General features: G+C 51.8%; 14 protein-coding genes. 7 read left to right on the forward strand and 7 right to left on the reverse strand.

Translation table 11 applies throughout. The features are described 5' to 3' along the window. Positions 1-4: 4 nt before the first annotated feature. The 3 genes from FQ015_RS21935 to fimA form a co-directional block, all read right to left on the reverse strand. Positions 5-2,614: a fimbrial biogenesis usher protein gene (locus FQ015_RS21935; RefSeq protein ID WP_160524494.1), complete on the reverse strand. Its 2,610-nt coding sequence runs from the start codon at positions 2,612-2,614 to the stop codon at positions 5-7. 30 nt (positions 2,615-2,644) lie between these two features. Continuing rightward, complete coding sequence (gene fimC, locus FQ015_RS21940; RefSeq protein ID WP_039021581.1) at positions 2,645-3,337, reverse strand: type 1 fimbria chaperone FimC; 693 nt, start codon at positions 3,335-3,337, stop codon at positions 2,645-2,647. Positions 3,338-3,556: 219 nt separating this feature from the next. Further along, on the reverse strand, positions 3,557-4,099 hold the full coding sequence (fimA, locus tag FQ015_RS21945) for a type 1 fimbrial major subunit FimA (protein ID WP_000776555.1): 543 nt from the start codon (positions 4,097-4,099) through the stop codon (positions 3,557-3,559). Positions 4,100-4,570: 471 nt separating this feature from the next. On the opposite strand from fimA, the gene folD reads away from it, so the two are divergent. From folD to FQ015_RS21960, 3 genes are all read left to right on the forward strand, one after another. Beyond that, entirely contained in the window at positions 4,571-5,437 is an 867-nt protein-coding gene (gene folD, locus FQ015_RS21950) for a bifunctional methylenetetrahydrofolate dehydrogenase/methenyltetrahydrofolate cyclohydrolase FolD (protein WP_000729155.1), read from the forward strand. Position 5,438: 1 nt separating this feature from the next. Further along, positions 5,439-5,651 carry a ribosome-associated protein YbcJ gene (ybcJ, locus tag FQ015_RS21955; RefSeq protein WP_000190288.1) on the forward strand — a complete coding sequence of 71 codons (213 nt, stop codon included), beginning with the start codon at positions 5,439-5,441 and terminating at the stop codon, positions 5,649-5,651. Positions 5,652-5,758: 107 nt separating this feature from the next. After that, positions 5,759-6,280: a metal-dependent hydrolase gene (locus FQ015_RS21960; RefSeq protein WP_039021580.1), complete on the forward strand. Its 522-nt coding sequence runs from the start codon at positions 5,759-5,761 to the stop codon at positions 6,278-6,280. A 35-nt stretch (positions 6,281-6,315) separates the two neighbouring features. Here FQ015_RS21960 and cysS read toward each other — a convergent pair whose 3' ends face one another. Continuing rightward, a complete protein-coding gene (gene cysS, locus FQ015_RS21965) occupies positions 6,316-7,701 on the reverse strand; it encodes a cysteine--tRNA ligase (protein WP_160524495.1) in 1,386 nt (461 codons plus the stop codon). A 173-nt stretch (positions 7,702-7,874) separates the two neighbouring features. On the opposite strand from cysS, the gene ppiB reads away from it, so the two are divergent. The 4 genes from ppiB (at position 7,875) to purK (ending at position 10,786) form a co-directional block, all read left to right on the forward strand. After that, the gene (gene ppiB / locus FQ015_RS21970; RefSeq protein ID WP_000256002.1) at positions 7,875-8,369 is read left to right on the forward strand and encodes a peptidylprolyl isomerase B; all 495 of its coding nucleotides are present in this window, start codon (positions 7,875-7,877) and stop codon (positions 8,367-8,369) included. 2 nt (positions 8,370-8,371) lie between these two features. Further along, on the forward strand, positions 8,372-9,094 hold the full coding sequence (lpxH, locus tag FQ015_RS21975) for a UDP-2,3-diacylglucosamine diphosphatase (protein ID WP_000212257.1): 723 nt from the start codon (positions 8,372-8,374) through the stop codon (positions 9,092-9,094). 118 nt (positions 9,095-9,212) lie between these two features. After that, positions 9,213-9,722: a 5-(carboxyamino)imidazole ribonucleotide mutase gene (purE, locus tag FQ015_RS21980; protein WP_001295318.1), complete on the forward strand. Its 510-nt coding sequence runs from the start codon at positions 9,213-9,215 to the stop codon at positions 9,720-9,722. Then, a complete protein-coding gene (gene purK / locus FQ015_RS21985; protein WP_160524496.1) occupies positions 9,719-10,786 on the forward strand; it encodes a 5-(carboxyamino)imidazole ribonucleotide synthase in 1,068 nt (355 codons plus the stop codon). Before purE ends, purK begins: the two co-directional genes overlap by 4 nt. A 233-nt stretch (positions 10,787-11,019) precedes the next feature. On the opposite strand, the gene FQ015_RS21990 is transcribed toward purK, so the two are convergent. Genes FQ015_RS21990 through FQ015_RS22000 form a run of 3 tightly spaced genes read right to left on the reverse strand, consistent with a single transcriptional unit; the run spans position 11,020 to position 13,998 of the window. Continuing rightward, positions 11,020-11,916: a carbamate kinase gene (locus FQ015_RS21990; RefSeq protein WP_160524497.1), complete on the reverse strand. Its 897-nt coding sequence runs from the start codon at positions 11,914-11,916 to the stop codon at positions 11,020-11,022. Then, a complete protein-coding gene (locus FQ015_RS21995; protein WP_105278207.1) occupies positions 11,913-12,728 on the reverse strand; it encodes a DUF2877 domain-containing protein in 816 nt (271 codons plus the stop codon). Before FQ015_RS21995 ends, FQ015_RS21990 begins: the two co-directional genes overlap by 4 nt. 10 nt (positions 12,729-12,738) lie before the next feature. Further along, positions 12,739-13,998, reverse strand: a complete 1,260-nt coding sequence (locus FQ015_RS22000) for a DUF1116 domain-containing protein (protein ID WP_125400659.1) — start codon at positions 13,996-13,998, stop codon at positions 12,739-12,741. Between the last annotated feature and the right edge of the window lie 8 nt (positions 13,999-14,006).

Below are 14,006 nucleotides of genomic sequence, written 5' to 3' on the forward strand. Positions count from 1 at the left end.
TCCTTTATGAGCCAGGATGTGTGCAAACTGCCGAAATAACAGTGACGGCTTGCTGTAAGCTTTGCTTCGGCAATACATAGTGCGCAATGCAGCGTGAGTTCGCGCCGTCTCCCCACTGAACCAGTAATTCACCAGACAATGGCGCACCACTTAAATAAACTTGCCCGTCATCACCCACCATACTGGTTATTCCGGTACTGTTTTCCCGTACCAGTGATCCAAACGGCACCGGTTTTCCGCCCTGGGTAACGGTAATGAGCGCCCGCACGCCTATGCGGGTATCAAAATTGGCACGAACCAACGCGCCTTGCGTCGGCACAACGCTGCTAATATTTTTTTCAACATCGATGGAATTCCCCATCGTATTGGTATCAAGCGCGATACGGTTATACCGATAAACCGTGGCATACGGCATCACCGCATAGCCGCGCCAGTCGGTTAAAATTCCAGTTTGATTTTCAATGCGTACACCGCCTGCGCCAGGCGCTTTAATCAAAACATTGGTATCCCCTAAAGGCTGGCTCAGCGTTATACCATTTTCATGCCCGACCACACCGCCAGACAGCTGCCAGTTAACGTCATGTTGATCGCGGTCGTAGTTATACCCGACCCCCAGCGTACCGTAAGCGGCCTGCCAGTTTGCCGTGGCGCTGCCCGTGTACCCATTATTCGAGGTATCGCCCTGGCTTACGTGATAACTCAGGTTGTGGCCTTCCAGTAAGGTCCCTCCAACGCCTGCCAGCCAGCTATTTTGCCCGTTGCTGTTACGGTTGGCGTTAAAGGAGGCATAAGCGCGATCGAGCGCATTTTCCCGGGTGTAGCGACGTTTGGTCAGAACATTGAAAGGCACTGAAACATTAAGTCCGACAATACGTTCGTTATCGGGGATCCCTACAGATTCATTCCACGAAAATGAGAGTGAATAACTGATGCCAACCCAGCTGCTGGTATACCCCACCTGATACCAGGTATCTGAATCCGAGGTATTCCAGTATTTCTGATGGGTACCTGAGATATAAAGCGAACCGAAGTCATTAAGTGATTGTGAAATATTTAACTGCAAACGGTCTTTACGGCTAAAGCGTAAATTGTGGTAATTCACTATTATTGGTTCATCGCGATGCTCACCGTCGTAATCGTAATCATATTCGTACCCCTCCATTCGACGATACGCAACATCATCAAGAGTATAAAAACCTTGTGTCGAATAGCGGTAACCCATTAACTGAAAATTGGTGCCGAAAGTGTTCATTGATTTCGCATAGAGGAAGCGAATGGAATCCCCCTCATGACGACTGTCGTCGGCTAACTGACTGCGCGCATGCGTTACATCCAGCGACACTGCGCCCCAGTTCCCGAGGTTGCGCCCCAGCCCTAACAAAAAGGCGGTGTAATTTGCAGATAATTGCGTCCCGCCGTAGGCAGTAAATTCCTGTGGTAAACCGCCGAGTGCCGTGCCCTGAAAAAAGAAAGGCGACGATTGCTGACTATTACCGCTACGAAAATCGCCCGCCGTCAGGTCAAATTTGAAACGCCCTTCGCGTTGTAAAATTGGCACTGTTGAATACGGAATAGTGTAATTCTGCTGATTACCATCGCGCTCGTCGATGGTGACGTCCAGATCGCCATTTGAAGATGTCGGGTGCAAATCTGTAATTTCGAAAGCGCCGGGGGAGACATAGCTTTGATAGATAATAAAACCATTTTGCCGAATCGTTAGCTGGGCTGCCGTACGGGCAATCCCACGGACCGTTGGGGCAAACCCTTGCTGGCTATCTGGATACATATTATCAGAAGAATAAAGCCGTACACCTCGAAATCCGACGCCATCGAAAATATCACTCCCTGTATTACCGTCTCCCATTACCAGTTCACTTTTCAGCGGAATAATGGCGCGCTGTACCCAGGTGCCAATATTATTCCACTGTTCTGAATGATATCCATTTCCGCGAAAATAGTTCCAGGAACCATTGTTGCGTAAACGCCACGGGCCAATATTAATCCCACTGAGTTCACTAAAAAAATAGCTATCGTTACCATTACCTCTGTTACCGGTGAAATTATAATTCAGGAGTAAAGCAGGAATACCTTCATCCCACTCTTCAGGCGGAATGTAACCGTGAGCGCTACTCAACAACGCTATCTGAGGAATAGTGATGTTCAGGCGCATCGCTGCAAAATCAAAGTTAATTGTGGCATCAGGTACAGCTTTCAGTAAATTAATGCATTTATTATTTTGCTGCTGGGCTAACTCGGGGAATGCACTGCTATTAAGGCCAATTCGTTCAAGGAGTGCCTGGTTAAAACAAGGCATTAACCCACCTGATTTATCACCTGTATTTACTGTCGTCGATTCAAATACGATATCCTGTGAACCAATGAACTCATCATTACGCCAGAGATCCACCCGATACACACCCGCAGGTTGATGATTACCTCTCTCAAAGCGCGATAAATCAGCAACGGATGTGCCATTCTCTAATAAAAATGCCGGGTTGAAATAACTTTCCGCATAGCTTAAAAAGGAGGGTAAAATGGCAAGAGATGAATAACAAATTCCGGCCAGACACCAGGTATACCTCTGCGGAATATCCGTAATAGTGGGTATTTTCATAATTAGCTCTGATATTGTCAGATGATTCGGTTAGTTTAAGTTCACTTCTCTGACTGGGGTTACTGAACCATAATCATTAACGGTCTGAAATTTCAGCTTTCCCTGTACTCCTGAGGGTAAGGGAATTTGTGAATTAACTCTGGGTGCAGCCATAGCATTCCCCAACTTTTGGCTGCCCACTTGCAGGTTAACCAGGGTGACATAAAAAGGTGATGGATTATGAACATTGATATAGTTACCGGATCGCGAAAACTTGAGTGTGTCCGGCGCTTCTGCGGGTAATTCTTGTAGTTGAATTGGACGGAGAAATAACTTCATGCGCGATAAAATCGCCAGTTGCAAAACATTCCTGCCGTTCAATGCATTTTTATCTACCGAAGGGATCGTCTTAACATTCATCCAGAACAAAGACTCACGATCTGCCGCCAGCGGTGGACCGGTGTAAATAATACGCAAGGTATTTTCGCTTTTGGGTTCACTAACAAACAGTGGCGGTGTAATGATGAATGACTTTTCTTTTACACCGCTACTGTTTTCAATCCACGAATTGACCAGAAAGCGCTCATTGGTATGGCTATTTCTAATCCATACCGCAGTCTGTTTAGCATCAGCGGGATAAATAATACGCGTGGCACCTAATGCGATCCCTCCGGCAGCATGGGCGCTGGCCGAAATGATTAAATGAAATATAATGAGCATCAATAACTTTATTTTAGTCATCATAGTTAATACGCCTTGTGTATTCCTGACGGCAAAAATAAGAAATATAAAGAAATGATTGCTTTGGTTTATTACAACACATCATTCCCTTTTCATTTAATAAAGCGGCATGATACAAAGTGAGCGTGATTTCGATTTACATTGCCACCATACCGCTTCAGACAACCGGTACATTACTTTGTTATAAGACGTGATATATAATTCAAAACTACGTAGTTTTGATTATTCGTATCTCATAATAAAAGTCGCGTCAGCATTTGCTTGCCCTGCTGATGCACTTGTACCGGTGCCTTTATAACGCGCAGAAAAATGAAGAACGTTGGTCCCGGGGATCAAGTTCTGGTTGGTTGAGAAGCTATTCCCATCAGGTTTGAGAATTGCAGATGTATTATCAAGTATTTCAATACCGACACCCGTTGCTGTTGTTGTATTGGTACTGGATGCAATGGCCAATAAATTATCATTGATTGCATCCGCCTGACCAGAAAATGCAACGGCAGCATTAGCGGCAACAACAGGATCGCAGTCGTTCAACTGTATAGTGAATGGAATTAATGCAGAGGTATTACCAACAGCATTGAAAATATCGGTACGATATTGACCGAGTGTGACAACCTGGTCTGCCGAGTCAGTATTCACTGAACAGGCAGCATTCACCAGTTCGCCTTCAAAGTGAATTGTACCGCCATCTACAACGGCAGCATAACTACCCGTAGCGGCGAATAGTGCGGCAGCCAGCGCAGACGAAATAAATCTTAATTTCATATATATTCCTTCAATCTCATTTATCGACTCCACATCCGTATATAACCGATTACTTTATTTAAGACACTGATAGTAGTAAAATTCCTTTTTATCCTCTAAGAATGTCTTAATTGAAAATATGCACTCTATTCTAAAAAATAGAGAGCCCCGTTAGATGAATATTTCCGCGCAAAATATATTCAACACAAATATAGACCTGAAGCGGTAAATTACCAGGCTGAAAATTCTTTTTATATTGTCAGGTATTTCTTAAATTATCTTAATCCTTAGACAAGGAAATAAATCAGTTCCAGATTTACAACGTCATCATGGACGAAAAATGAAGCTTTCAATCTCAGCGACGGTGCGCCTCACCTTCGCAAGAGGTCGCTTCACGCGATAAATCTGAAACGAAACCTGACAGCGCGCCCCGCTTCTGACAAAATAGGCGCATCCCCTTCGACCTACGTAACAGATGGAATCCTCTCTCTGATGGCAGCAAAGATTATTGACGGTAAAACGATTGCGCAGCAGGTGCGCTCTGAAGTTGCTCAAAAAGTTCAGGCACGTATTGCAGCTGGACTGCGGGCACCAGGACTGGCCGTAGTACTGGTGGGTAGCAACCCTGCATCGCAAATTTATGTCGCAAGCAAACGCAAAGCTTGTGAAGAAGTCGGGTTCGTCTCCCGTTCTTATGACCTCCCGGAAACCACCAGCGAAGCGGAGCTGCTGGAGCTTATCGATGCGCTGAATGCCGACAACACCATTGATGGCATTCTGGTCCAACTGCCGTTACCGGCGGGTATTGATAACGTCAAAGTACTGGAACGTATTCACCCGGACAAAGACGTAGACGGTTTCCATCCTTATAACGTCGGTCGCCTGTGCCAGCGCGCGCCGCGTCTGCGTCCCTGCACCCCGCGTGGTATCGTCACACTGCTTGAGCGTTACAACATTGATACCTTCGGCCTTAACGCCGTGGTGATTGGCGCATCGAATATCGTCGGTCGCCCAATGAGCATGGAACTGTTGCTCGCAGGTTGCACCACCACCGTGACTCACCGCTTCACTAAAAATCTGCGTCATCACGTAGAAAATGCCGATCTACTGATCGTTGCCGTCGGTAAGCCAGGCTTTATTCCCGGTGACTGGATCAAAGAAGGCGCAATTGTGATTGATGTCGGCATCAACCGTCTGGAAAATGGCAAAGTTGTGGGCGACGTCGTGTTTGAAGACGCGGCTAAACGCGCCTCATACATTACGCCTGTTCCGGGCGGCGTTGGCCCGATGACGGTTGCCACGCTGATCGAAAACACGCTACAGGCGTGCGTTGAATATCATGATCCACAGGGTGAGTAACATGGCGACATTTTCTTTAGGTAAACATCCGCACGTTGAGCTGTGCGACTTGCTGAAACTGGAAGGCTGGAGCGAAAGCGGTGCGCAGGCGAAAATCGCGATTGCCGAAGGCCAGGTGAAAGTCGACGGCGCGGTTGAAACGCGCAAACGCTGCAAAATTGTCGCCGGGCAGACAGTAAGTTTTGCAGGTCACAGCGTACAGGTTGTTGCCTGATCCCTTTCCCGGCCTGTATCAACAGGCCGGTTCTCTTTTCAGACTGTTGCCCTCTACGCCCCGTTCATCCATGCTGATAGCATCGACATTTTGCCGAAGCGATCATCATGCCAACCGTTATTACGCACGCCGCCGTTCCCCTTTGCATTGGTTTAGGGTTGGGTTCAAAAGTCATCCCTCCGCGCCTGTTATTTGCCGGAATCGTCCTGGCGATGCTGCCCGATGCTGATGTATTGACATTTAAATTTGGCGTTGCTTACGGCAATGTTTTTGGTCATCGCGGGTTCACCCATTCGCTGGTGTTTGCGTTTGTTGTCCCGCTGTTATGTGTGCTGATTGGACGTCGATGGTTCAGGGCTGGGCTGATTCGCTGCTGGCTGTTTTTAACCGTTTCGTTGCTATCGCACAGCTTGCTGGATTCGGTAACCACTGGCGGTAAAGGCGTTGGCTGGCTGTGGCCGTGGTCAGATGAACGCTTTTTCGCTCCCTGGCAGGTGATTAAAGTCGCGCCGTTTGCATTGTCTCGTTACACCACGCCGTACGGGCATCAAGTGATTATTTCTGAATTGATGTGGGTGTGGTTGCCGGGGATGCTACTGATGGGAATGTTGTGGTGGCGCAGACGATAACCGGATGCGAAAACTCGCATCCGGCAATAGCGCAATTACTTACGACGCCAGGTGGTCCCTTGCGGGCCATCTTCCAGCACGATCCCCATCTCGTTAAGACGGTCACGCGCCGCATCTGCCGCCGCCCAGTCTTTCGCTTTACGGGCATCCAGACGCTGTTGAATTAAGGCTTCAATCTCAGCCACTTCGCTGTCGTCTGCCTGCGCGCCGCTTTGCAGGAATGCTTCTGGTTCTTGCTCCAGCAGGCCCAGCACGGCAGAAAGTTTACGCAGATGAGACGCCATTGCGTTCGCCGCTGCCATATCTTCTGCTTTCAGACGGTTAACTTCACGCGCCATATCAAACAGCACGGAATAGGCTTCCGGGGTGTTGAAATCGTCGTCCATCGCTTCAATAAAGCGCACTTCAAACGCTTCGCCACCGGCAGGAGCAACGGTTTTGTCTGTGCCGCGCAGCGCAGTGTAGAGACGCTCCAGCGCCGCGCGTGCCTGCTTCAGGTTCTCTTCGCTGTAGTTCAGCTGGCTGCGATAGTGGCCCGACATCAGGAAGTAACGCACGGTTTCCGCGTCGTAGTATTTCAGCACATCACGCACGGTAAAGAAGTTACCCAGCGATTTGGACATCTTCTCTCGGTCAACCATTACCATCCCCGAGTGCATCCAGTAGTTCACATACTGACCATCATGGGCACAGGTGGACTGAGCGATTTCGTTTTCGTGGTGTGGGAACATCAGGTCTGAACCACCGCCGTGGATATCAAAGTGGTTACCCAACTGCTTGCAGTTCATTGCCGAACATTCAATGTGCCAGCCTGGACGGCCCGCGCCCCACGGAGACGGCCAGCTCGGTTCGCCCTCTTTCGACATCTTCCACAGAACGAAGTCCATCGGGTTGCGTTTGTCGTCGACCACGTCAACGCGCGCGCCTGCCTGCAGCTGGTCGAGATCCTGACGCGACAGCACGCCATAGGTCGGATCGGTCGGTACGTCGAACATCACGTCGCCGTTGTCCGCCACATAAGCGTGACCTTTGGCGATCAGTTGTTCAGTGAGTTCAATAATTTCTGCGATATGGTGCGTCGCGCGCGGCTCCATATCCGGGCGCAGAATGTTCAAAGCATCAAAATCTTTGTGCATTTCGGCGATCATGCGATCCACCAGCGCCACAAAGCTTTCGCCATTTTCATTGGCGCGTTTGATGATTTTGTCGTCGATATCAGTAATGTTGCGCACATAATTCAGCTTATAGCCGAGGAAACGCAGATAGCGCGCAACCACGTCAAAGGCAACAAAGGTACGCCCGTGACCGATATGACAGAGATCGTAAACGGTGATTCCACACACGTACATGCCGACTTCCCCGGCGTGAATAGGCTTAAATTCCTCTTTTTGGCGTGTCAGAGTATTGAAGATTTTTAGCATCGAAGATTCCGTTTAGACATGTGTGGGTAATTGAGTTGCGTATAATACCCATATTTCCCGCGCGAATCAGCATACATTGCGTGATGATCCGATCGTGCGGTTATGCTATAACACCACCCTATATATGACCCGAATCGGGTTGAAGCACCAATCAAACGGAACAGGATGCAAAAATGGTTACTTTCCACACCAATCACGGCGATATTGTCATCAAAACTTTTGACGATAAAGCACCTGAAACAGTTAAAAACTTCCTGGACTACTGCCGCGAAGGTTTTTACAACAACACCATTTTCCACCGTGTTATCAACGGCTTTATGATTCAGGGCGGCGGTTTTGAGCCAGGCATGAAGCAAAAAGCCACCAAAGAACCGATCAAAAACGAAGCCAACAACGGTCTGAAAAACACCCGCGGTACGCTGGCAATGGCCCGTACTCAGGCACCGCACTCTGCAACTGCACAGTTCTTCATCAACGTGGTTGATAACGACTTCCTGAACTTCTCTGGCGAAAGCCTGCAAGGTTGGGGTTACTGCGTGTTTGCTGAAGTGGTTGAAGGCATGGACGTGGTAGACAAAATCAAAGGTGTAGCAACCGGTCGTAGCGGTATGCACCAGGACGTGCCTAAAGAAGACGTTATCATTGAAAGCGTGACCGTTAGCGAGTAATCGTGGCGACACTCTTTATTGCAGATCTTCATCTCTGCGTGGAAGAACCGGCGATCACCGCCGGTTTTCTGCGTTTTTTAGCGGGGGAAGCCCGCAAGGCCGACGCGCTGTATATTCTTGGCGATCTGTTTGAAGCATGGATTGGCGATGACGATCCCAACCCACTCCATCGCCAGATGGCCGCAGCGATCAAAGCGGTATCCGATTCCGGCGTTCCCTGTTATTTCATTCATGGCAACCGTGATTTTCTGCTCGGCAAACGCTTTGCCCGTGAAAGTGGCATGACGTTATTGCCGGAAGAAAAAGTGCTCGAACTTTATGGTCGTCGGGTGTTGATTATGCATGGCGACACGCTGTGCACCGATGACATCGGTTATCAGGCATTTCGCGCCAAAGTCCACAAGCCGTGGCTGCAAACGCTATTCCTCGCCCTGCCGTTGTTTGTGCGCAAACGCATTGCCGCGCGAATGCGAGCGAACAGCAAAGAAGCCAACAGCAGTAAATCGCTGGCGATCATGGACGTTAACCAAAACGCGGTGGTCAGTGCGATGGAAAAGCATCAGGTGCAATGGTTGATTCACGGGCATACTCATCGCCCGGCGGTGCATGAACTGATCGCCAATCAGCAACCTGCTTTCCGTGTCGTGTTGGGTGCCTGGCATACGGAAGGTTCGATGGTGAAAGTCACGGCAGATGACGTTGAGTTGATCCATTTTCCATTTTAAAAAAACGCGCAACTTTGCTGATTTCATAGCCGCGCAACCGTTTTCCTTGCTCTCTTTCCGTGCTATTCTCTGTGCCCTCTAAAGCCGAGAGTTGTGCACCACAGGAGTTTTAAGACGCATGTCTTCCCGCAATAATCCGGCGCGTGTCGCCATCGTGATGGGGTCCAAAAGCGACTGGGCTACCATGCAGTTCGCCGCCGAAATCTTCGAAATCCTGAATGTCCCGCACCACGTTGAAGTGGTTTCTGCTCACCGCACCCCCGATAAACTGTTCAGCTTCGCCGAAAGTGCCGAAGAGAACGGTTATCAGGTGATTATTGCGGGCGCAGGCGGCGCAGCGCACCTGCCGGGCATGATTGCCGCCAAAACGCTGGTGCCAGTGCTGGGTGTGCCAGTACAGAGCGCCGCACTGAGCGGTGTCGATAGCCTCTACTCCATCGTACAAATGCCGCGCGGCATTCCGGTGGGTACGCTGGCGATAGGTAAAGCTGGCGCGGCAAACGCCGCGTTACTGGCAGCACAAATTCTTGCAACTCATGATAAAGAACTGCACCAGCGTTTGAATGACTGGCGCAAAGCCCAGACTGATGAAGTGCTGGAAAACCCGGACCCGCGAGGTGCGGCATGAAACAGGTTTGCGTCCTCGGTAACGGGCAGTTAGGCCGTATGTTGCGCCAGGCAGGCGAACCGTTAGGCATTGCTGTCTGGCCGGTCGGGCTGGACGCTGAACCGGCGGCGGTGCCCTTTCAACAAAGCGTGATTACCGCTGAGATCGAACGCTGGCCGGAAACCGCATTAACGCGCGAGCTGGCACGCCATCCGGCCTTTGTGAACCGCGATGTGTTCCCGATTATTGCCGACCGTCTGACTCAGAAGCAGCTTTTCGACAAGCTTCACCTGCCGACCGCACCGTGGCAGTTACTTGCCGATCGCAGTGAGTGGCCTGCGGTGTTTGATCGTTTAGGTGAACTGGCGATTGTTAAGCGTCGTACTGGTGGCTATGACGGTCGCGGTCAATGGCGTTTACGCGCCGATGAAACCGCACAGTTACCGACTGAATGCTACGGCGAATGTATTGTCGAGCAGGGCATTAACTTCTCTGGCGAAGTATCGCTGGTTGGCGCGCGCGGCTTTGATGGCAGCACTGTGTTTTATCCGCTGACGCATAACCTGCATCAGGATGGTATTTTGCGCACCAGCGTCGCTTTCCCACAGGCCAATGCGCAGCAACAAACACAAGCCGAAGAGATGCTGTCGGCGATTATGCAGGAGCTGGGCTATGTTGGCGTGATGGCGATGGAGTGTTTTGTCACCCCGCAAGGTCTGCTGATCAACGAACTGGCTCCGCGTGTACATAACAGTGGTCACTGGACGCAAAACGGTGCCAGCATCAGCCAGTTTGAGCTGCATCTGCGGGCAATTACCGATCTGCCGTTACCGCAACCGGTGGTCAATAGCCCGTCAGTGATGATCAACCTGATTGGTAGCGATGTGAACTATGACTGGCTGAAACTGCCGCTGGTGCATCTGCACTGGTACGACAAAGAAGTGCGTCCGGGCCGTAAGGTGGGGCATCTGAATTTGACCGACAGCGACACATCGCGTCTGACCGCAACGCTGGAAGCTTTAATCCCGCTGCTGCCGCCAGAGTATGCCAGCGGCGTGATTTGGGCGCAGAGTAAGTTCAGTTAACCCGGTACTCATATTCCTGCCGGATGCGGCGTGAACGCCTTATCCGGCCTACTAATCCGGTACCCATTGTAGGCCTGATAAGACGCGTCAAGCGTCGCATCAGGCATGGTGCGCCGATTACCGGATGCGGCGTGAACGCCTTATCCGACTACCAATCCGGTACCCATTGTAGGCCTGATAAGACGCGTCAAGCGTCGCATCAGGCATGGTGCGCCATATGCTGGATGCTCCCATCACGACAGCGAAATACAGGTCCCCGCTTCGCCCGCCAGCGTCTCTTCAATCCGCGATAACGCCCCAATCCACGCAGGTTTACCACGGCTTCTGACATAGCCACTCACCGCCGTTACCTTCGGTCCCATCGCCCCATCGGCTTTGGCAAATGGCGCTAACTCATCCGGTGTGGCATGGGGAATGGCGCGTTGCTGCGGCGTTCCCCAGTTTTCATAAACCGCGTCAGCATCGGTGAGGATCACCAGTCCATCGGCATTAATCTGCTCGGCAAGCAACGCCGCGGCGAGATCTTTATCAATCACCGCTTCACTCCCTGCTCCGTCATCCGTCACCGGAACACCGCCGCCGCCACTGCAAATCACCACATGCCCCTCTTTGAGCAACAACTCGATGGCTTCGCTGTCGAGAATTTTACGAGGCTGGGGAGATGCCACCACCCGGCGTAAATATTTGCCATCACGCTTCATTTGCCAGCCGTAAGTCGTTTCCAGTGCCTCTTGTTCTTCTGGCTGATAAACCGGGCCGATAAACTTCTCTGGCTGCAAAAACGCCGGATCATCAGGCGAAACTTCAATGCGCGTCAGCACCGTCGTGACAGGCGGCATCTGCGGCTGTGCGCTCAAGCTCTGCGCCAGCATATAGCCAATCATCCCCTGGCTTTCCGCCACCAGCACATCCAGAGGATACGGTTCTACCTCTTTCCACGCCAGATTCTGTAACGCCAGCAGCCCCACCTGTGGCCCGTTGCCGTGAACAATCGCCAGCCGATAAGAACGGGCCAGGCGCGCCAGTGCGGGTACAGCACTGGCAATGTTGCGATATTGATTTTCTGCCGTCAGCGCTTCGCCGCGCTGGAGTAAGGCGTTGCCCCCAAGAGCCACAACCAGTGTTTTCATGGTGTTCCTTGTAATAATTGTTGACCAAGCCAGAACCCCAGCAGCGTATCGGCCCCTGACGTATGCCCCAGCGCCAGCAGCGAATCAATCGCAACAGCGGTACGTTTCGGGCAACTCAGAGCATGAACAAAGTGCAGGAGTGGCGAGGCGAAATATCCTTGCGCGGCATAACGTAAATAATTAACGCTCACCGCTGTGGTAACGAGTTGAAGATTGTCGGAACAGGCAAAAAACGGGCGACCGGAGCGCGCATCTAAAGCGCCATAATACCAGGCTGCCAGCAGCATTCCCGTTAGCGTGTCATCATGACTCGGCGTTAATCCCGGCCCTTTACCCAGCCAGTGCCGCCAGTCGGTCTTAACGCCATTGAGCGCGGCCTGAAAACAGTGACGAAACTGGCGTAATTCAGCAGGCAGCGGATCGCCTGCCGCCAACGCCAGCGGCCCGAAAAGCCCGGTTTCCTCCGCGCGTTGCATCCATGCCGCTGCAAGCGGTTGAGGATGCGCAGGCGGCGTAATACGCAGCAAACAATAACGCTGTGGCTGTTTAACCGTGAAACGCCCGAGGCGAATCCCTTGAGCCACAACCTGTGGTCGTTCATTGCCGCATAATCCACCGCATAACGCATCGAATTGCGCGCGGCGAAGCACCCATCCTCCGGGGCCGAAACCACTACCCTGACGATGCAGCGTTAACAATTCACCGCTTTCCGTCATCAGGTTAATCGCCCGCCGCCACACGCCCGCTAACCGCCAGGACTGGCGATAATTCGGTGCACTACGGCTGGCAAGCAGAGGATGGATGATCGTCATTGCGCGTTCCTCAACCAATACCCATGCTTTCAGCCAGAGCTTCCAGCGCCTGTTCAAAGCACGCCAGCGGTGCCCGCACAGTACCTGCACCAATCTGCCCGATCCCCGCCTCTTTATGGGCGATACCCGTATTGATGAGTGGTGTAATACCGGTTTCTACCACGCGACGAATATCCAGCCCCAGACACGCGCCCTGGAAATCCCAGCCAGGGATCTGCAACTGCATATTGCGTTCAAGGAAGATTTCCGCCATCTCTTCAGATACCGCTCTGGCCGCTTCCATGCCACCCGCACCGACAAAGCGTGTTACGCCAGGGGCGGCGATCATTGCCGCACCACCGATACCAAAGGTTTCGGTAATCGCGCTATCGCCCATATCCGGGTTCGCCTGCTCCTGCGAGAAGCCGGTGAAAAACAGACCTTGGGGAGTGTTTACAGGCGCAGTAAACCAGCGCTCGCCCAGCCCACTTACCCGAATCCCGAACATATTGCCGTTGCGGGTCATAGCCGTGACGATGCTGCCCGCGCGGATCATCGCGCCTGCATCCATCGCCGCCTTGCAATAGGCCATCGCGAGGTTGAGGAAGAACTGATCGGTCACGCTGAGGAAATCCATCACTTCCGCGATGTGCTGTTTATCGTGATTGAGGCGAGCAATTTGTGGGGCCAGCGCACGCATTAACAGTGCTGAGGAAGCAATATTGCGTTGATGGAACTCATCACCCATCGTAATGCCCTGCGCCATCATCGCGGTGAGATCGATACCGCGCTCCATGCGCCCCAGCGCCGCGCTTAATACTGGCATTAACACATCGCGCATCCAGCGATGGCGAGTCAGGACATCTTCGCCGTAAGCGCCAAAACGCATCACTTTGCCGATACCTTCGTTGAGGTTGCAGTACGCCCGGTTGCCGTCGGTCACGTTCTCGACCACCAGCATCGGCATACTGGCAGAAGTAATGCCACCCATTGGCCCGACGGCATTCACATGGTGACAAGGAATGAAGTTCACTTCCCCCTGCTCCAGCATCGCCAGCGCCTGCGCTTCATCTTTCGCCCAACCTTCGAACAGACATGCGCCCACGCACGCCCCTTTCATGGGGCCGGTCATCTCCTGCCAGCGCATTGGCGGCCCGGCGTGAAGCAGTGTTTTGCCCGGGTGTAGTTCGCTGATAAGTGAAGAAGCCGGTTGCACATCCAGCCAGTGTGGACGAGCGCGACGAATTTGTTCGATAACCGCAGCATTGGCTTGCGCCACTGATGTAAACATGGGAACCC

The sequence above is a fragment of the Escherichia sp. HH26CH genome (genome assembly GCF_009820205.1).
Lineage (GTDB): Bacteria > Pseudomonadota > Gammaproteobacteria > Enterobacterales > Enterobacteriaceae > Escherichia > Escherichia coli_F.

Coding starts and splice junctions, on each gene's coding strand:
- FQ015_RS21995 (WP_105278207.1), bottom strand. CDS start 12,728: ATGACGATCATCCATCCTCTGCTTGCCAGCCGTAGTGCACCGAATTAT.
- cysS (WP_160524495.1), bottom strand. CDS start 7,701: ATGCTAAAAATCTTCAATACTCTGACACGCCAAAAAGAGGAATTTAAG.
- fimC (WP_039021581.1), bottom strand. CDS start 3,337: ATGATGACTAAAATAAAGTTATTGATGCTCATTATATTTCATTTAATC.
- ppiB (WP_000256002.1), top strand. CDS start 7,875: ATGGTTACTTTCCACACCAATCACGGCGATATTGTCATCAAAACTTTT.
- purK (WP_160524496.1), top strand. CDS start 9,719: ATGAAACAGGTTTGCGTCCTCGGTAACGGGCAGTTAGGCCGTATGTTG.
- fimA (WP_000776555.1), bottom strand. CDS start 4,099: ATGAAATTAAGATTTATTTCGTCTGCGCTGGCTGCCGCACTATTCGCC.
- FQ015_RS21960 (WP_039021580.1), top strand. CDS start 5,759: ATGCCAACCGTTATTACGCACGCCGCCGTTCCCCTTTGCATTGGTTTA.
- folD (WP_000729155.1), top strand. CDS start 4,571: ATGGCAGCAAAGATTATTGACGGTAAAACGATTGCGCAGCAGGTGCGC.
- FQ015_RS22000 (WP_125400659.1), bottom strand. CDS start 13,998: ATGTTTACATCAGTGGCGCAAGCCAATGCTGCGGTTATCGAACAAATT.
- purE (WP_001295318.1), top strand. CDS start 9,213: ATGTCTTCCCGCAATAATCCGGCGCGTGTCGCCATCGTGATGGGGTCC.
- FQ015_RS21935 (WP_160524494.1), bottom strand. CDS start 2,614: ATGAAAATACCCACTATTACGGATATTCCGCAGAGGTATACCTGGTGT.
- ybcJ (WP_000190288.1), top strand. CDS start 5,439: ATGGCGACATTTTCTTTAGGTAAACATCCGCACGTTGAGCTGTGCGAC.
- FQ015_RS21990 (WP_160524497.1), bottom strand. CDS start 11,916: ATGAAAACACTGGTTGTGGCTCTTGGGGGCAACGCCTTACTCCAGCGC.